The organism is Enterorhabdus sp. P55, from assembly GCF_009911695.1.
In the GTDB taxonomy this organism is placed as follows: Bacteria; Actinomycetota; Coriobacteriia; order Coriobacteriales; family Eggerthellaceae; genus Enterorhabdus.
Map to the genome: position 1 here is coordinate 1 of NZ_QWKK01000001.1, position 18,025 is coordinate 18,025.

Sequence of the window (18,025 nt, forward strand, 5' to 3'; positions counted from 1 at the left end):
GGGCCGCCGCGGCACGCCGGGCCCGGCCCGCCGCGGAGAGCCCGGCTTCACGGGCGGATGCCGCCCGGGCGAGGGAGCGGTCTCCCTCGTCGCCGTCCTGCCGATCCTCGCCGTAGGCGCCCGCCGCGGCGGAAAGGGGGCCCTTGAGCCCCTCTGCCGCACGCCGGGCGCGGCCCCTGCCGGCCCTGCCCGCAGGCGACTCGGCAGACCCGGGCCCGCGCCCGGCATGTCGCAGGCGGGAGGCTGATCTGCCCTCGCCGTGGGACGGGCGCACGGAGCCGCCCTCCTCGCGGAGGAGGTGGGCCCTGCTCGTGGGCTCGTCGGAGTGGCTGAGCTTGTCGGCGCCGCGTGCCATGCCGCCTACCCCTCCTCGGCGCCCTCGCGGCGCGCGTACTTGTCGGCGTCGGTGTTCCAGAGCTCGTAGAGCCGCTTGTCGGCGCGCGCGTCGATGCGGGCGTTGAACGGGATCTTCATGCCGTCGGCGATGATGAGTCCCTTGCCCGGGTCGGTGCGCGCGTCGATGCAGTCGCGCTGGGAGGACGACAGGGCGAAGGCGTCGGCGATCGTCTCGGCGTTGCCGACCTGCATCGGGAGGAACACGAGCAGCCCCGTGTTCTCATAAAGATGCTTCGCGATCGGGTGCTCGAGCACGCGGGTCGGGTGCTGGGTGACGCAGATCATGTGCAGGCCGAACTTCCGCAGCTCGCCGAAGAACGAGTCGAGCAGGTTGACGGCGGCCGGGTTGCTGAAGAGCACCTGGAACTCCTCCACCACCACGTAGGTGGGGCGCCCGACCCGGTGGTTCGCGAAGGTGGCGTTGCGCACGTGCTGGAGCATGGAGAGCAGGGCGAGCGTCTGGAGGTTGCGGCCGAGCTCCGAGCAGTCGTAGATGTTCAGGTACGGGGAGTCGGCGACGTTGGTGGCGCCGTCGAAGCAGTTCATGAGGCCGATCGAGTATGACTCGAACGCCGCGGCGATGCGGTCGCCCACCTCGTCTCCCTGGGCGACCAGCGCGTCGTAGAAGTCGGAGAGCGTCGGGCGGCCGGTCGTGCCCACATGGGGCTCGTAGACGATGCCCATGCAGCGCGAGATCATACCCTCCTCCTGCTTGGAGAGGCCCCTGTCCATGACGTCCTGGGCCAGGGCGAGGAAGAAGTCAGTGTTCTTTCGCACCTCCTTCATCGACAGTTCGCCGTTGCCGTCGCCAAGGTCGAAGGGGTTCAGGCGGGACTCGTGCGCGGGCCCGAAGCTGGTCACGGTGCCGCCGAGCGCCTCGCCGGTCGCGCGGTACTCGCCGTGCATGTCGAACACGAACCACTGGGGCGCGCAGGGGTCGGCGCACACCTTGGCCGCGCAGGACGGGTCGGGGGACTCTGCGGTTCGAGGCCACATGAGCTGCTGCCAGGTGAGGATGGACTCCACGATCATGCCCTTGCCCGAGCCGGTCATGCCATAGATCATCGTGTGGGGGCTCTTGAGCTCGTCCGGCGAGAGGAACAGCGGTGCGAGGCTCGTGCCGTGCGCCCCGAAGAAGAAGCTCCGCTTCGGGTCGTGGTAGACCTCCTCGGCGGCGAAGGGCACCATGATGGCCGCCTCGGAGGTCGCCAGGGAGCGGAAGTGGCCCTCCAGGCGCGTGCGCGCCAGCGGGAGCCCGGACACGAAGGCGTCCTCCTGGTAGGTGGGCAGCTCCACGACGTCGACAGACCACGCCTGGGCCTCGTCGACGATGAGCCGGACGTATCGCTCCATCTCAACGTCGGACTTCGCGTAGACGGTGATGAGGCCCTGGAAGTGCGCGAGGATCTGGTCCTCCTCCCGGATGAAGGAGAGAAGCTCGCGGCCCTCCTCCTCCTTCTCCTCGAGGGCTGGCGGCAATCGCGTGAAGTCGACGCCCGCGGCGCTCATCTTGGCCTGCATGTCCTGGATCTCGGCCTGAGTGACGTTGATGTTGTTCCTGATGGCCTTGAGCGTCTTGGACTTCGGCTGGGGGGCGAACGTGAGAGCGATGCTCATGGGGATCGGCAGCGACCGGATGAGCCGTATCGCGCGGTCGGAGAGCTCGCTGCCGAAGTCTCGGATGTGGAGAACCTTCACCTGGTGGCCCGGCATGATGATCTTGCGCCGCAGCAGCCGGTCGTCGTCCGGGTACGCCGCCCAGGTGGGAGCCAGGTAGTCGCGGGCGCGGCCGCGGCAGGCGAGGCGCTCGTAGGAAAAGAGGAAGGGCTCCTCGTCGCCCCGGATGAGCTTGTGGAGCACGCTCATCCGCTCCTGGCCGTCCAGGGGCGCGACGCTCACCTGGAGGCGCCCGAAGTGCTTCGTCACCGACTCGCGCAGCGCCGCCAGCTGGGAGGAGGCCCCCTCCAGGTCAGAGGCGGCGACCGAGTAGGTGAGGAAGTTGCGGCGGCGCAGGTCGCGACGGCCCTCGCGCTGCTTGCGCTCGACGATGCGGTTGTACTCGCGGGCGAGCTCGGCGCACTCCCCCACGACCGGGGCGAGCTGGGCCCGGCGCGAGACGGCCGCACGGTCCTCCGGGAAGTTGACCAGGTTGATCGTGTACACGCACGAGGTGGGCATGGAGGCGTGCAGCTGCTGCCACTTGTCGTAGATGTCGTCGCGAACGTCGCGCCGCTCGCCCTCATAGGATGCGTCTTGGAACTCGAGGGTCTGGCTGAACCGCCCGCCCGGCAGCTCGGCCACGCCGTCCTCGTGCATGAGCTCAAAGCCGACGAGGTCGTTCGTCGTCATGATCGGCTCGCGCCCGGTGGAGCGAGCGAGCGCCCTCGCGGCCCTCTTGGGGTTCGGCGCCTTGCCGGCCGCGCGGCGGCGGGCCTCCCTCTCGGCGACGGAGAGCTTGACCCCGCAGTCGGGGCAGTAGACGGCCTTCTCGCCGACCTTGGCGCGGCAAGACGGGCACAGCCGCGCCTCAGGCGCGCCCTCCGCAGGCTCGCTCGCAGCCTTTCCTCTTCTTAGACTTGGCATGGGCACGGGTGATCTCCCCTTCCTCGATCTCTGCTTGCTCCTGCTTGAACGTGATGACCGCTCCCCTCTGCCCGCCCTCCACGGCGCGGCGGACGAACACCTCCGCCGGCATGCCGTAGAGCGGCGCGAATCCCGCTATGACCGCGGGCATGGCCGGGATGACGGCGAGGACGGGGGCGACCGAGACGGACACGCCGAGCGGCACGAGCAGCAGCCAGAGCGAGGCTCCGAGGATGCCGGCGGCCACGCCCAGCGCGATGAGCTGGCGCGTGGTGAAGCCGAGCCGTCGTCGCTCAAAATTACACGTGTCCTGGTGGATCTTTATGGAGGCCATGGCTCGCCTAGCCGATGGCGAAGTTGGTGGCCTGCACGACGGCGGCCGCGGCGCCCGCGGCGACGAAGGCGATGGCGCACTTCTGGAGGTGCGCCTCGGCCATGCCGCCACCCTGCCCGCCCGAGGCGAGCTGGTTCTGCGCGTAGATGAGCAAGCCGAAAATGAGGGCGAGCGCGGCCACCAGGCCGCAGATGCCCAGCAGCACTGCCTTGATGTCTGCCATTGTTTTTCCCTTTCCTCGGAAAGGGGGCCGCCGGCGCTGGGATGACGGGGGGATGGCCCCGCGCCCGCGGGGCCTGGGCGCGACCCTCCTGGGCCGCGTTATGGGGTAAGATACGTCTCGCATCAGGTGGCCGGGGCCTGCCAGCTGTTCAGCCGCCGGATGCTCGCTCTCGGGTCGTCCCCGTCGTCTTCCCAGGCGGCCGGGCCCCCGGGTTCGGTCTTCGGGCCGCCGCGTCCTCGCGGCGGCCCTTCCTCTCTCTTTGATCCTCCTCCCTCGCATGCGCCCTGCGGCGCGCCTTCTCCTTCTATGGGCCGCCTGCGCGGCCTAAATCCCTCTGGGGCGGGACACCTTCCCCCGCGCCTCCCCGAGTGCCTTGGAGTCGGGGAGGCGGGCGACCTCCTTCTCTACCGCTAGCCCATTTTCAACACCTTCCTTCCATCTGCGCCGACGCGCCTTTGCCTCGCCGGCCGCCATGGGGTACACTTCCCCTTGGCGTCCCGTCTTCCTCCGGGAACGGGATACCTTCCTTAAAGCCCCCGCCCAAGGCCCCGTGAGGGGTGGAGCCCGTATCGGATCAAAGCACGGGCGGGGGTGACCGACCTCAAGGCGTCCCCCAGGGGGCGCCTTTCTCGTCTCAGCCCATCCGCCCCGCCTCCCTCCGGCGCCGGTACTCCTCGAAGTCGAAGCGCTCGGCGAAGCGCGGGAGCGGCATGAGGATTGAGCGGGGGTGCGAGCTCGACACGTAGCAGTAGTACGGGTGGCGGTTCGTGCGGAACTTCTTGTCCCTGATGATGGGCAGGCCGCTGATCTGCACGACGAGCTCGTCGTTGGGCATCTTCCTGAGCTGCGCGACGGACAGCACGGCGCGGCCCTGGGACTGGATGGACTCGGAGCTCGACTGCGGCACCGCCCCCGACCCGAACGTCCGGTTGGTGATGCGGGCGTAGACCGTCTCCTCGCCGATGCTCTTCGACACGTCCTCGAGCACGTCGGGCGTGTTGGAGCCCAGAAAGCACATCGTCGAGCAGTTGTCGAAGAGAACCGAGGCCTCCTTCTCCCCGTAGACGAGCTCCGCCTGGGCCTTTGACTGCATGTACATCGAGATGGACATGTTCCTCGATCTCACGACCGCTATGGCGCGGGTGAGGATGGGGATCTTGCCGATGGTCATGGCCTCGTCGATGACGAGGCGCACATGCCGCGGCAGGCGCCCGCCGTAGCGCTTGAAGGCCTTGTCGAGGGTGAGGTCGAGGGCCTGATAGATGATGAGCGCGGTGAGGAAGTCGTAGGGGCTGTCGGTGTCCTTCGTCACGATGAAGAGCGCCTGCTTCTGGCCCGCGTCTCCCAGCGTCTCCAGGTGAACCTCGTCCGCGGAGAGCATGTCGCGCACGTCGGGGGCCAGGAGGTTCACGAAGGCGGCCTGGCACGTCACGATGACGCTCTGGACGGTCTCCGGAGCCCCTGAGGCGAAGGCGTTGTAGCAGTGAAGGGCGAACGAGGAGGACTTGGAGTGCGGCACGTTGGCGGCGCGCACCACGCGCCCGCCGGACGCACGCGTCCCGGATCGCTGGGAGCGCCCCTGGGGCGCGCGCTCGGGCTCGAGGTACTCCCCCTCCTCCCAGCGGCGCATCAGCATGCTAAGGGGCGAGGGCCGGGACATGTCATTGCCCTCCGGGGTGGCCAGGTCGAGCAGGTCCATGCAGACGGGCAGCGTCCAGTGCCGCGGGTCGTCGTAGGCCTCCATGGCGTAGGCGATGAGCGACATGAGGCAGAGGCGCTTGGTGTCCTCCCAGAACGGGTCGCTGGCGGACTGGGCCTTGTCGTCGGTCTTGAGGTTGGCGACGAGGCAGTTCACCGTCTTGGTCAGCATGACGCCGTCAGGCACCCGGAAGGGGGCGATGACGCACCGGAGCGTGAGCCTGACGGGCCGCGGCTCGCCGGCGCGGAACGCCGGCAGGCCGGAGATGCTGACGGTCACGACGTCGTCCTCGGCCGTGGCCTCCACGCTCCCGTAGCGGCCCTCGATGGTCATGGCCTCGTCGGAGGCGGGGATCACGTTGCGGTCGAGGACGATCTTCACCTCCACGTCGGCCTCCCCGTGCGGGTTGTAGGACTCGACGAGGATCTCGTAGTCGATGCTCGTCCGCCGGTAGCCGAAGCCCGCGGCGACGGCCTCGGCCGAGGCGGGCGCCCCGGCCTCGCCGGCCCCCTCCTGCCGCCGCGCGTCGCCGCGCGTCTCGTAGGTCGCCCTGGCGCTGGCCCTGATGGCCGACTCGGCGTCGTGCGCCTCCCGCGCGGGGTGCTCGGCGGTGAGGGCCCCCTCCCCCTCGAAGGCGACGGACTCCTCCCTCCACGCTCCGTCCTCGGCGTGGCAGCGAGCCCGGACGCTTACCGAGCACGACGTCTCCGCGGCGTCCTTGGAGTCGGTCTCGTGCACGGGTATGTAGGCGAGCGGGTTGTAGCGCAGGCCGCGAAAGTCGATGGTGTTGATGACCTTCACCTCGACCCCGGCCGCGGCGAGCATGTTGCCCATGTCCCGCAGGGTGTCGCCCTTGGGGTCGGTGTGGATTATGTCGTAGCCCTCGCCGAGGCCGTCCTTCGAGCGCCGGCGGTTGGCCGTGGGCAGCAGCGGCCGGCCGGCGATGTGCTCGAGGAGGCCGACGGGCCCTGGGCGCACGGGCGTCAGGGCGTCGCCGACCGACTGCATGATGTCGGGCATGCACAGGTGGTAGGTCTTGCCGAGGCCCGACGTCCCGATGGTGTAGCAGTTCATGTTGCGCGACGCCTGGGCGGCGCGCGTCTTGCCGTCGTAGGCGTCCAGGACGATGCCGCTGTGCTCCGAGTAGAGGAGGTTGTTGTAGTGGTGGCGGTGGTCCATGAGGGAGGAGGCCTCCTCCTCCGTGGCCAGGCGCTCCGCTCCGTGCTCCTCGCCCGTGACGTAGCGGCCCCGGAAGGCCCCGGCGGCGGAGACGGCGGTGGCGAGCGCGCAGGCCCCGGCCACCACGGCGAAGGAGGCCGAGACCGCCGGCAGGTGCCAGCTTATGGCGAGCAGGTCGCCCGCGACGGCCCCGGGCAGCGAGGACATGCCGAGGACGAGCCCCGTCACGAGCTCGTCGGAGTACGCCATCCCGTGGGTGGCGACGCGGGCCGCGAGCAGCCCCGCCGCGCAGGACAGCGCGAGCACGGCGACGGCCCAGGGGGCCCTGCGGACGGCTTCCTTCAGTTTCATGCCTACCTGTTCACCACCTTCGACCTCTCCGGGGCGAGCGTCTCGTGGGCGCTCGCCATCCTGCGGCCCTCCACGCGGTCGACGGAGGGCGTGTAGGGCGCACGGCCCTCGCCCCGCGCCTTCCTCGCCGCCTCTCGGGCGCACGTCGCCTCGCCGGCGATGCTGCCGCCCCGGCTCGCGTCGAGCCGCGCCGCGGCGTCCCTCGCGAGCTCCCGGCTGCGCTCCTCGTCGCGAAGCAGCGAGGCGAGGTCTGACTCGGCCAGGCGCTCGCGCCAGTCCGGCTCGGTCAGCTTGACGTACTCGACGCCCTCCTCGGCGTGGGCCTCGTAGGAGACCCCGCACTGGGCGAGGGCCTCCTTGGCGAAGGCCGCCGCCTCCGGCGTCGCCAGGCTCAGGACGGGCATCAGCTCGCCGGGGGCCGCCAGGCACTCGGGGCACGCGGCGGCTCGGAACTCCTCGAGGTTGGCGAAGCGCTCGGGGCCCATGTTCGCGACCGACATCTGGCTCTCGACGAGGGCGAGGGCGGCCGGGGCCTGGGCGGCGTCGACCTCGAAGGTCGCGACGTCGCCGGCGACGGAGCAGGGCGCGGCGAGCCCCGCGCCCTTGAGGAGGTTTCGGAAGTAGCGGCAGTCGCGGTCGAAGGGCAGCGTCCTCACCTGGAGCCGCACGGCCCCGCGCCCGGCCGGCGCGGGCGCCAGGCCTGCCGAGGCCGCGGCGAGGTCGCGCCTGGCGGTCACCTCGGCCATCGACTGGAGCTCGATGAGCTCCGCGAGCTCGGGAGAGCGGCGGATGGCCTCCGCGAGGCGGACGTGGCCCGTCGAGGAGCGGGCGGCGGCATGGTCGACACGGCTGAACGGGGCGTGGAAGGCCGCGATGGGCTCCCTGTCGGGCAGGACGTGGCAGCGCGCCCCCTCGACGAGCGGGGGGTCGATCCAGTCCAGGGACTCGGCGGGGAGGTGCTCCACCTCGGCCTCGTCGAGCATGGACAAAAACGCCTCCTCGTCCTCGGGCTCGAGGTAGACGAGCTCGCAGGGCGCCTCGTCGCCGGGCTCCCCGGCATCGGGCATGCGGCCCTCCTCGGGCTCGTCGGGGCCATCGCCCTCGCGCAGGCCCTCCGCGGCGCGCTCCTCGCGCCGCTCACGCACCCGGTCCTCGATGCGCCGGCGGATCCCGCTCGCGCTCGAGCGCCCGCCGCCGTCAAGGCTGCGGACGAGGTCGGCGAGCGCCTGCTTCCCGTCTCGCAGGATCGCGGCCGAGATGTCGTCTCCGGCATCGGGCATGTGTCCTCCCTTCCCAGTCCTCGTCGGAGCGCGGACGCGCTCCCCGTGCAGATGATTCAACCATGTCGGCGGGCGCCTGGGACGCCCGCTAGGATCGTGTTACACGGCGCTCTCCCGCGGCATAGTCGGGGAATTCAGCCACTCCAGGGCCTCCTCTGCCGTCGCCGTCCAGTCGTGGGGGCCCTCAGGCGTCTGGATCCTGCACTCGAGCCGATCGGGGTAGCCCCACGTGCCCGGGCCGTACACGCAGGACAGGTCGAGGCCGCCGAGCGGTACGCGCGTCCTCTCCAGCCCCTCGGGGGCGCTGCTCTCGCCCACCCAGCGGATCCCCCGGGCGTCGAGGCCCGCGCGCAGCAGGGAGGCCTGGCCGGCGGCCGTCATCGGGCGGCCCCGCATCCGTCTTGCGAGGCGCGCCGGGCGGCTCGCGCACGGTCGCGCAGGATCCGGCGGGCCGCCGCCTTGCGCGATGAGGGGCGGCCGGCGTAGACAGTGGCCTTGGAGAAGGCCGCCACGCGCTCCTGCTCGGTCGGCGCCTCGCGGTTGAGGCGCAGTAGCTCGGCGTAGGAGGGGTCGACCTTGGCGAGCGCCCGCTCGCGCTCGTCCTCGGAGGCGGTGCGCAGCGCGCGCAGCTCTTCGGCGGTGAGCTCATCGGCGCCGGCGGCGTCCTCCTCGGAGCCGATGAGGTCGAAGGCGAGTCCGTCCGGGGACGAGAGCCAGTCGTGGAGCTGCTTCGCGTAGCGGGTGGTGCTGGGGTTGCTCGCCTTGTAGCGCGTCCGGTAGGCGCGGTAGGCGTCGAGGATCGCCTCGGGGGTGAGGCCGTCGCTGAGCTTGCCCTCCCACTCCCGGCGGGCGAGGGCGAGCGTCGATGAGGCGGGCGGCTTGAGAGACATCCGGCAGAGCTGCGCGAAGGGATTCTCCCCGGCGTCGTGCTGGGGCGCGGCCGGATCTATAGATTGATAATTATATTGATTGTTAATTATTGTTTGGTCGTTTTGAACTTGTTCAATTTGAACTTGTTCAAAACGACCAATATCAACTGACCTGGGGTTTTGCCGGTCGTCGGAGTTTTCCACAATTTGATGTTGGTCAAAATGACCAATATCAGCTGACCTGGGGTTTTGCGAGTTTTCCACAATGGAGCCGACTCCAGGCTCCACGTCCTCCGGAGCGCCGCCCGACGCCTCCGGCGCCTCCCCGTCGGTGGCCTTGGCGCGGGCGAGCTTGGCGAGCTCGGCGAGGTTGACCTCGGGCATGTCCACGATCTCGTAGACGTTGGTCTCGCGGCTCTTGCCGGCTGCCTTGTAGCGCGTGTGCACCTTGACGTAGCCGTAGGCCGTGAGGTGGCGCAGGTGCTTGTAGTAGCGCTTCGGGGCCATCCCCAGCTCCTCGAGCATCAGGGCGAGCGGCGGGAAGGCGCAGCTGCCGGTGCCGGTGTACGAGCAGAGGTAGGCGTAGATGGCCTTGGCCTCTGCGGTGAGGCGCTTGTCGCGCATGGGCGCCTTGGCGACGATGCCGTAGCCCTCGCTGCGGATGCCCTTGACCTCGATCAGGTTTGAGACGTCCATGGTCACCCCCTCCCCATAGACGCGAAGGCCCAGGATGCCCTGGGCCTGTGGTTAAATTCTGTAGTTGGGTGTGCTTCGCTTGCACGCCGCTTTGGGCGCGCTTCCGCCATGTGATAATTCACTTCAGGGACGTCCTTACTTGGTCTAAGGATTGATGCTTAGGCGGCATCGGCGTTGGAGCGTCCGATGCCAGCCGGGGTACGAGGGCCCTCGCGAGAGGGCCCTTCGCATGTCCGCGACTTGTCGAGGCCCATTCTTACGGATGGGCAACGGGCGAGTCAAACCGGCACGGCGGCTTCGGGCTCTCTGCCAGGCGTTTCTCCAGTTCAAAGCCTTCTTTTGCCCTCTCTTGCCTGTCGACTGTCTTGATTTATATGTTATGTAAACCTATAACTAAGAAAACGACGCCCTGTTGCCGCCAGGTCATTGCATGCGGATTCTGCCACCGCGCCTCTCCCCATCCTTCGGGAACGCGGTACCAGGATGGCTACACGAGCGTAAGGAAACCGTTCGGCTAGCCTTCTTCATTGAACGGATCGGCGCTCGGCGTTATCGTTCCGAGTGGTATGGGATAACCAGCCCTTGGGAAGGCGTGCGCGTTTCGGATGACGTCAAAGGGCTCGTGGAGCTGAATGGCCTGGATGCGCAGGCCGAGGTCACGCGCGTGGGCACGCAGCTCCTCGTCGTGCTCGACGACGGCGCGCAGAAGGCGCGGGTCGTCGGCGTAGAGATGGCACCACCAGCGCTCGTGCCCCTCGCGACGCTGCCGGTCGTTCTCCCATCGCACGGGGTCGAGGGCCGCTCCGCGCACCGATGCGAGCAGCTCCTCGGCATCTTCCCCGAATACCTGGCAGAAGGCCCGCTTGAGCCTTTGGAGCTCGTGGGCCTCACGCGAAGGCGCCAAGGATGCGCTGCGTGCGCTTCCCGTCCCCGCCGCCGCGCCATTCGTCACGCCGGCAAGCATCGCCTCGCGCAGCCGCTCAGCGAGGCGCGGATCCTCCAACCGGCTCGTGGCGTCTTCCACCGTGGCGGCCGAGGGCGGATCGGGCCGCTCGTCGGTTGTGCGCACGCCTCCTTCGGGCAGCTCGCCGCGCATGACGCGCGCGATGCGCTCGACGGCCTCGGGATACGGCCGTCGAGCGCGCATGTCGAACTTCGACGGCAGGATGCGCAGCTCGTCGTAGTGAATGCCCTCCCGGGCGAGCGCGAGGCGCAGCAGCTCCTGGCGCGCGTCGATGTCCGACCGGATGGTTCCGTCGTCGGCATAGACGGTGCAAAGGATATGGTCCCGGTCGCGGAAGGCGCTCTTGCGCGGCGTGTCGTCCTTGTGGATGTAGAAGCCGTTCACGTGGGCGAGCACGTAGTCGGCAGCGAGCGGGTCATGGCGCCAGACATGGCGCACGGCCTGAGCGAACGCGGCCCGGTACGAGGCGATGCGCATCTTGCGCGCCGCCTCGGGGCCGAAGTCGCCCACCAGGGACGTTATCTCTCCGCCAAGCTCGGGCATCACATCCTCCTTAGCCTGCGTCTAGAGGCGCAGGAAGGCCAGCAGGCCCTCGCAGCCGTCGCGAACGTCGTCGTAGGTGGCCTGGAAGTCGCCGGTGTACCAGGGATCGGCGATATCCCGCTCGCTGCCGGCGTACGCGAGCAGCTTGTGCACCTTACCCGCGGCATCGCCGCCGAACAGGCGCTCCATGTTACGGACGTTAGCCTCGTCCATGCCGATGATAAGATCCCACGCATCATAGTCGTCAGCACGCAGGCGGCGTGCCGTCTTGCCCTCGCAGGAGATGCCGTGCGCGGCCAGGATGCGCCGTGTGCCCGGGTGCACCGGATTGCCGAGCTCCTCAGAGCTCGTGGCGGCCGAGGCGATGACCAGGCGCTCACCCAGCCCGCGCTTTTCGGCCAAGTCGCGCAGGACGAACTCGGCCATGGGCGAGCGACAGATGTTGCCGTGACAGACGAAGAGGACGCGCACCGCGCGCCCCTCTGTCCTAGGCAAGGGAGGCCCCCAGGTCGTAGGCCTCCTGAAGGCCCGGGTTGCCGGCGATGGCGCCCACCTCATAGACGGCCTTCACCACCACCTCGCCGATGCTCTCCTGGCCGCAGTAGGCGGTGTTGACGCGGTAGACGTCGAGCAGCGGCTCGGCGCGCGTCTCGTCCTTGTCCTCGAAGCACAGCAGAAGCCCCGTCTGCTTGACGCCGAAGGGCTTCGCGATGCCGCAGAACATGCGGTCTTGGAAGGCGCGCAGCTGGGCCGGGTAGTTGTAGCAGTACAGCGGCGTGGCCCAGACGATGACGTCAGCCTCGCGCAGCAGCGGGTAGAACTCCTGCATGGCGTCTTGCTGGCAGCAGGCTCCCTCGTGGCTGAAGCAGTACTCGCAGGCCAGGCAGCCGCGGATGTCGGCCCGCCCCACCTCGATGCGCGTGACCTCATGGCCGGCGTCCTCGGCGCCGCGGGTGAACGCATCGGCGAGCTGCGCCGAGTTGCCGTTTACGCGGGGGCTTCCGTGCACCACCAGTACCTTCTTCGCCATGACCTCTCTCCTTTCCGGGTTCTGTGGTTTGTCGCAGACCATTATAAGCCCTCCTCGAAGGGCGCCAGCCTGCGGGAGGAGCGCCCGCCCACCCCGCCGGCTGCCGGCTCCCCTACGGCGCCAGGTCGAGCAGCCGCCCGTAGAGCTCGTTGCCGCAGAGCCAGCCGCGGTCGGTGGGTCGCCAGCGGCCCTCGGCATGGCGCACGAGGCCGAGGGCCTCCAGCTCGCGGAAGGCGTCGGGCACCTCGGGGATGAGGGCGGCCGCGCGGGTCACCGACTCGTCGCTTACGCCTGCCGCCAGGCGCATCCCGAGCATGAGATCCTCGGCCGCCATCTGGCGTGGATCGAGGTCGTCGGTTACCTGACCGTCGGTCACGCGCATGCGTCGCTCAGCGTTCTGGGTCATGGTGGCGGCGGCCCGGCCGAGGCCCAGGTAGGGCACGCCGGTCCAGTAGGCGGTGTTGTGGCGGCACTCGAAGCCGGGCCGCGCGTAGCTGGCCACCTCGTAGCGATGGAAGCCCGCCCCCTCGAGCACCGAGCGCGCCGCCTCCATGGCCTCGGCCTCGGCGTCGTCGTCGGGCTCGGCCATCTCGCCGCGCAGCACGGCCCGGTCGAAGGCGGTGCCTGGCTCGACGATAAGGGGATAGACGCTCACATGCGTCACCCCGCGCTCGACCGCCTCCCGCACGCTCGCCTCGAAGGACGCGGCGCTCTGCCCGGGAATGCCGCACATGAGGTCCACTGACACGTTTTCGAAGCGCTCCTGGGCGGCGCTGATAGCGCGACGGGCCCCCTCGGCGTCATGGGCCCGTCCGAGGATGCGCAGCACGTCGTCGTCGAAGGACTGCACGCCGAGGGACAGGCGGTTCACTCCGAGGGCCCACACGTCGCGCACGAGGCGCGCCTCGAGGCTCTCCGGGTTCGCCTCCATGGTGCACTCCACGTCCGGCTCGAGTCGCATCGACAGCGACAAGGCGTAGAGCAGGCTCGACAGGCGCCGCGCGCCCACGTGGCTTGGCGTGCCGCCGCCCAGGTAGACCGTCTCGACGGCCGCCAGCTCGCCCTCGCGGGCCTTGCGGCGTATCTGGAGCACCAGGCCCTCCACGTACTCGTCGATGGCGGGAGAGTCGCGCTCCACGGCGCTCGTGGCAAAGTCGCAGTAGCCGCAGCGGCGCACGCAGAAGGGCAGGTGCAGGTAGAGGGCCCTATAGGGATCGTGGGGCATCGTCGCTCCCCTCTCGCTCGACAGGTCCCGCGGCCGGGGCGCTCCCGTGGGCGCAGGCGATGGCCAGCAGCTCGTCGAAGACGGCGTCGAAGTCCTCGAGACTCGTGCAGTAGTTGATGCGCCCGCGCGCCGCAGCGGCGCCGGGAAGCCCCGCCAGGTACCACATGGCGTGCTTGCGCATGCGCACGATGTTGCGCCCCTCGCGCTGCTCGAGCAGCCGCGCATGGCGCCGAGCGAGCGCGATGCGCTCGGCGATGGTGGGCGCCGCAGGGGGCTCCTCCCCTGCCAGCGCGGCCTTCACCTGGGCGAACAGCCAGGGGTTGCCCTCGGCTCCGCGGGCTATCATCACTGCGTCGCAGCCGGTCTCGCCCGCCATGCGCACGGCGTCGGCCCCGCTGCGGATATCGCCGTTGCCCACCACGGGCATGGCCACGGCCTCCCGCACGCGCCGGATGACGCCCCAGTCGGCGCTCCCCCGGTAGAGCTGGAGCGCGTAGCGGCCATGCACGGCGCACGCGTCGGCACCGGCCGCCTCCATGCGCCGCGCGAACTCGGGCGCCGTCTCGTCGCCCTCGGCCCAGCCGCGGCGGAACTTCACCGTCACGGGGTGCGCGACGACGGCCTTCACGGCCGCGACGATGGCCGCGGCCAGCTCCGGCTCGCGCATGAGCGCGCTGCCGTCGCCCTTGGTCACGATCTTGCGGGCGGGGCATCCCATGTTGACGTCGAGATACGCGAGCGCATCCCCCATCTCGTCCTCGATCCACGCGGCCTCACGCGCCATCACATCGGGCTCATGGCCGAACAGCTGCACGGCCACCTTGTCCTCACCCGGCGCGAGCGCCAGCAGGCACCGGGTCTTCTCATTGGCATACGAGAGCCCCTTAGCCGACACCATCTCGGTGAAGGCCAGGTCGGCGCCCTGCTCGCGGCAGAGCGCGCGGAACGCCACGTCAGTGACGCCCGCCATGGGCGCCAGCAGCACCCGGTATCCCTCAAACAAGCCGTCCATCAGGTGGTTCCCTCCTTGCTCGCAAGCGAGTCGATGACCTTTTGGTGCCAGGTCGCGGCCGCAGCGTCGCGGTTCGACTCGATCAGGGTGCCGCGTTGGGCGCAGGCGACGTGGGTGAGCAGGCCCGTGTTGTCGAAGAGGTTGGCCTCGTCGCAGAGCGGGAGCGCCTGGCGAAGGTTCGCAAGCGAGGCCTCCCAGCGCCGCTCGACGAGCGCCGGATCGACGAAGTGGCCGCCGCAGCTGGCCCGATGGGCGATGCGCGCGTTCGCGATCTGCGGGCTCTCCACGCCCACGTAGTGCATGACGACGCGATAGCCCCGCTCGTGGGCATCGCGGATGACGCGCAGCGCCGAGCGCCCTGAGAGCGTCGTCTCCTGGTTGAATGAGCGGCCGGCGGCCAGGTGGCCGCGGATGAGCCGTACGGCCTCCTTTCCGGCGAGCAGCTGATGCGCAGGATCGGCCCAGTTCCAGCCGCGGGCGGCGATGATCTCGTCGGGGTTGACGCGCGGTATCTCGGGTGCCGGTGCGTTCCGCTGCCAGAGGCCCGAACGGTAGAGTGTCGACTTCCCCGCTCCGTTCACGCCGGCGAACAGCAGGTAGAGCGGCTGGCTTGGCATCAGAACACGCCCTCGTCGATGAGCGCGCGCTGGCGCTCCTGGAGGAAGAACGAGGCCACGGCCATGTAGAAGCGCGCCTCCTCGGGAGTGCGTGCCGCGCGGACGGCGTCGACGCCGAAAGAGCCCGCCAGCTGCTCGCGGCAGCCGTCGTAGAGGCGATGAAGCGCCTCGGGCTCGAACGCCGGCGGCTCCGTGGGCGCGGCCGCGCGCTTGCGGCGAGGGCGTCCCGGCTGCACGGGCGATGCGAGCCGCGCGGCCACCGACGCCTCGTCGACGGCCCAGGTCCGGCCGATCTTGGCGCCGCGGAGCGCGCCTGCGTCGAGCAGCGCGCGCACGCGGGCGGCGCTTACGCCGAGCCTCTCCCCCGCCTCGCTCGTGCTGATCATGGGATACCTCCATCTATTGCGTGACAAAAATATTTTCTAATCGCAATAGTAAACAAACCATCGCGGGACGGCAAGCGCCGCGGCTATCCAGCCAGCTTGGGGCCGAGGGCGGCGGCGAGGCAGATGAGGGAGACGAGGCCGAGAAAGCAGGCAAGCGCCCGGCCTGCCTGGCGGCGGGCCTCCTCGTCCATGGTGGAGAGGGCCTTCTCGTCCAAGCCGTTGAGCAGGCGCACGTCACCTTGCCAAAAGCGTGCGGCGAAGAAGAGCAAGAGCGCGCCGACGGCGATGAGGATGACGTCGGCGCCGCTCATCTCAGGCCCCCAGGGCGCCCAGGATGCCGGCGAAAGCGAAGACGATGAGGCCGAGGGCGGCCGCAACCGCCACGACGAGCCCGCAGCCGAGCAGGGGCGACGCCTTGGCCTGCTCCAGGTCCGCGGCGGCCTTGCGCTCGTCGAAGGCGTCGTCGAGCCAGCTGCCCTCCTCGGCGCGCGGCTGACGACGCGGCTCGCGCGCTTCGGCGGCCGGTCGGGCCCCCTCGGCCCAGGGGTCGGCGGCGTCTCGCTCGCGACGGGCGTGGCGCGCCACGGCTACTCGTCCACCTTGAGGATGGCCATGAACGCCTCCTGGGGCACTTCCACGTTGCCGATGGCCTTCATGCGCTTCTTGCCGGCCTTCTGCTTCTCCAAAAGCTTGCGCTTGCGGGTGATGTCGCCGCCGTAGCACTTGGCCAGCACGTCCTTGCGCTTGGCCTTCACCGTCTGGCGCGCGAGCACGCGTCCGCCGATGGCCGCCTGGATGGGCACCTCGAACATCTGGCGCGGGATGATCTCCTTGAGCTTGTCGCACAGCACCCGCCCGCGATCGTAGGCCTTGTCCTTGTGCACGATGAACGACAGCGCGTCAATGGGCTTGCCTGAGAGCAAGATGTCAAGCTTGACCAGGGACGACGGCTGATAGCCCAAGAACTCGTAGTCGAGGGAGGCATAGCCTTTCGTGTTGGACTTGAGCTTGTCGAAGAAGTCCATGATGAGCTCGGAGAGCGGTATCTCCCAGAGCATCTCCACCGTGGTGGGCGACAGGTAGTTCATGGTGACGAAGGTGCCGCGGCGCGCCACGGTGAGATCCATCACCGCGCCGACGTAGTCGGGCGGGATGAGTACCTTCGCCTTGAGGTAGGGCTCCTCGATGCGCTCGATGGAGCCGGGGTCGGGCATCTCCTGGGGCGAGTGGAGCGATACCATCTCGCCGCCCTTGAGGTAGACGTGGTACTCAACCGACGGCGCCGTTGCCAGCAGGTCGAGCCCGAACTCGCGCTCGAGGCGCTCCTTGACCACCTCCATGTGCAGAAGGCCCAGAAAGCCCACGCGGAAGCCGAAGCCGAGCGCGTGGGAGGTCTCCGGCTCCCAGACGAGCGCCGGGTCGTTGAGCGAGAGCTTCTCGAGCGCCTCCTTGAGCGGCTCGTACTGGTCGCCCTCGATGGGGAACAGTCCGGTGAACACCATGGGCTTGGCCTCGCGGTAGCCCGGCAGCGGCTCGTCCACGCCGCCGGTGACGCTCGTGATGGTGTCGCCCACCTTCACGAGGGAGACGTCCTTCAAGCCGGTGACCAGATAGCCCACCTCGCCGGTGTTGAGCGAGGGCAGCGCGCACTCGGCGGGGCGGCGCGCGCCCACCTCCTCCACGAGGGCCTCGGTGCCGGTGGCCATCATGCGGATCTTGTCGCCCTTGCGAAGCGAGCCGTCCACCACGCGGATGAGCGCCACCACGCCGCGGTAGGCGTCGAAGTAGCTGTCGAAGATGAGCGCGCGCAGGGGCGAGTCGGCCTCGCCTACGGGCGCGGGGATGTTGTAGACGACGGCCTCGAGCAGGTCGTGCACGCCCTCCCCCGTCTTGCCAGACGCGAGCACCGCGTCATCGGCGGGGATGGCCAGGCCGTCCTCGATCTCCTGCTTGACGCGCTCAGGCTCGGCGGCGGGCAGGTCGATCTTGTTGATGAGCGGGATGATCTCGAGGTCCGCGTTCATCGCGAGCATGGCGTTGGCCACGGTCTGGGCCTCCACCCCCTGGGTGGCGTCCACCACGAGCACCGCGCCGTCGCAGGCGGCCAGGCTGCGCGACACCTCGTAGGTGAAGTCCACGTGGCCGGGCGTGTCGATGAGGTTGAACTGATACTCCTTGCCGTCGTCGGCCGTGTACATGACGCGAACCGCCTGGCTCTTGATGGTGATGCCGCGCTCGCGCTCGATGTCCATGGAGTCCAGCAGCTGCTCTTGCATGTCGCGCTTGGCCACCGTCCCCGTGAGCTCGAGGATGCGGTCGGACAGCGTCGACTTGCCGTGGTCGATGTGGGCGATGATGGAGAAGTTGCGGATGTGGCTGAGGTCGGTCATGGCTTCTTTCCGTGGTTCGCGGGTACGGGCAGCGAGGGGATCTGTGGACGAATCGCGGGGATTTTCCCCGGCGAGGGAAATTTCCTTTGCGCGTTGCCGCAGGTCTTTGGTATTCTATCGCATTGTGTATCCAGCGATACGTACGCGCGGTGATTCCACCGCCAAATCTGCAGACGTGGCTGCGCTTAGAGATGACGCTCGCTGGCGACCCGGGGACGAAGCGCCCGACGGGTCGAGGAGACGGAGAA

18 protein-coding genes are annotated in these 18,025 nt (G+C 69.3%); all 18 read right to left on the minus strand.

Annotation, left to right across the window (positions count from 1 at the left end; genetic code table 11):
* Positions 1–355, minus strand: a 355-nt coding sequence (locus tag D1643_RS11630; RefSeq protein WP_236643241.1) for a hypothetical protein, incomplete at its 3' end; no start/stop codon positions are given.
* A gap of 5 nt (positions 356–360) precedes the next feature.
* Positions 361–2,985: a DUF87 domain-containing protein gene (locus D1643_RS00005; RefSeq protein ID WP_160707372.1), complete on the minus strand. Its 2,625-nt coding sequence runs from the start codon at positions 2,983–2,985 to the stop codon at positions 361–363.
* Complete coding sequence (locus D1643_RS00010; RefSeq protein ID WP_160707374.1) at positions 2,924–3,313, minus strand: PrgI family protein; 390 nt, start codon at positions 3,311–3,313, stop codon at positions 2,924–2,926. Before D1643_RS00010 ends, D1643_RS00005 begins: the two co-directional genes overlap by 62 nt.
* 7 nt (positions 3,314–3,320) lie before the next feature.
* On the minus strand, positions 3,321–3,536 hold the full coding sequence (locus D1643_RS00015) for a hypothetical protein (RefSeq protein WP_160707376.1): 216 nt from the start codon (positions 3,534–3,536) through the stop codon (positions 3,321–3,323).
* A gap of 634 nt (positions 3,537–4,170) precedes the next feature.
* A complete protein-coding gene (locus D1643_RS00020) occupies positions 4,171–6,765 on the minus strand; it encodes a type IV secretory system conjugative DNA transfer family protein (protein WP_160707378.1) in 2,595 nt (864 codons plus the stop codon).
* A 2-nt stretch (positions 6,766–6,767) separates the two neighbouring features.
* Positions 6,768–8,045: a hypothetical protein gene (locus D1643_RS00025; protein ID WP_160707380.1), complete on the minus strand. Its 1,278-nt coding sequence runs from the start codon at positions 8,043–8,045 to the stop codon at positions 6,768–6,770.
* A gap of 99 nt (positions 8,046–8,144) precedes the next feature.
* Complete coding sequence (locus D1643_RS00030; RefSeq protein ID WP_160707382.1) at positions 8,145–8,426, minus strand: hypothetical protein; 282 nt, start codon at positions 8,424–8,426, stop codon at positions 8,145–8,147.
* Positions 8,423–9,610 carry a helix-turn-helix domain-containing protein gene (locus tag D1643_RS00035; RefSeq protein WP_160707384.1) on the minus strand — a complete coding sequence of 396 codons (1,188 nt, stop codon included), beginning with the start codon at positions 9,608–9,610 and terminating at the stop codon, positions 8,423–8,425. Before D1643_RS00035 ends, D1643_RS00030 begins: the two co-directional genes overlap by 4 nt.
* A 514-nt stretch (positions 9,611–10,124) precedes the next feature.
* Positions 10,125–11,117 (minus strand): DUF4031 domain-containing protein, encoded by a 993-nt coding sequence (locus tag D1643_RS00040; protein ID WP_160707386.1) that lies wholly within the window; start codon positions 11,115–11,117, stop codon positions 10,125–10,127.
* Between the two features lie 21 nt (positions 11,118–11,138).
* A complete protein-coding gene (locus D1643_RS00045; protein WP_370520226.1) occupies positions 11,139–11,588 on the minus strand; it encodes a low molecular weight protein-tyrosine-phosphatase in 450 nt (149 codons plus the stop codon).
* 16 nt (positions 11,589–11,604) lie between these two features.
* Positions 11,605–12,147, minus strand: coding sequence for a flavodoxin family protein (locus D1643_RS00050; RefSeq protein WP_160707390.1), 543 nt, complete (start codon positions 12,145–12,147; stop codon positions 11,605–11,607).
* A gap of 112 nt (positions 12,148–12,259) precedes the next feature.
* A complete protein-coding gene (gene hemW / locus D1643_RS00055; RefSeq protein ID WP_160707392.1) occupies positions 12,260–13,372 on the minus strand; it encodes a radical SAM family heme chaperone HemW in 1,113 nt (370 codons plus the stop codon).
* Positions 13,353–14,384 (minus strand): tRNA dihydrouridine synthase DusB, encoded by a 1,032-nt coding sequence (gene dusB / locus D1643_RS00060; protein WP_160707394.1) that lies wholly within the window; start codon positions 14,382–14,384, stop codon positions 13,353–13,355. Before dusB ends, hemW begins: the two co-directional genes overlap by 20 nt.
* The gene (locus D1643_RS00065) at positions 14,384–15,001 is read right to left on the minus strand and encodes an AAA family ATPase (protein WP_160707396.1); all 618 of its coding nucleotides are present in this window, start codon (positions 14,999–15,001) and stop codon (positions 14,384–14,386) included. The genes dusB and D1643_RS00065 overlap by 1 nt, the downstream gene beginning before the upstream one ends.
* The gene (locus tag D1643_RS00070; RefSeq protein ID WP_160707398.1) at positions 15,001–15,387 is read right to left on the minus strand and encodes a helix-turn-helix domain-containing protein; all 387 of its coding nucleotides are present in this window, start codon (positions 15,385–15,387) and stop codon (positions 15,001–15,003) included. Before D1643_RS00070 ends, D1643_RS00065 begins: the two co-directional genes overlap by 1 nt.
* 83 nt (positions 15,388–15,470) lie before the next feature.
* Positions 15,471–15,698, minus strand: coding sequence for a hypothetical protein (locus tag D1643_RS00075; RefSeq protein WP_160707400.1), 228 nt, complete (start codon positions 15,696–15,698; stop codon positions 15,471–15,473).
* A 1-nt stretch (position 15,699) separates the two neighbouring features.
* On the minus strand, positions 15,700–15,972 hold the full coding sequence (locus D1643_RS00080) for a hypothetical protein (protein ID WP_160707402.1): 273 nt from the start codon (positions 15,970–15,972) through the stop codon (positions 15,700–15,702).
* A gap of 2 nt (positions 15,973–15,974) precedes the next feature.
* Positions 15,975–17,777: a translation elongation factor 4 gene (gene lepA, locus D1643_RS00085; RefSeq protein WP_160707404.1), complete on the minus strand. Its 1,803-nt coding sequence runs from the start codon at positions 17,775–17,777 to the stop codon at positions 15,975–15,977.
* Positions 17,778–18,025: the final 248 nt, after the last annotated feature.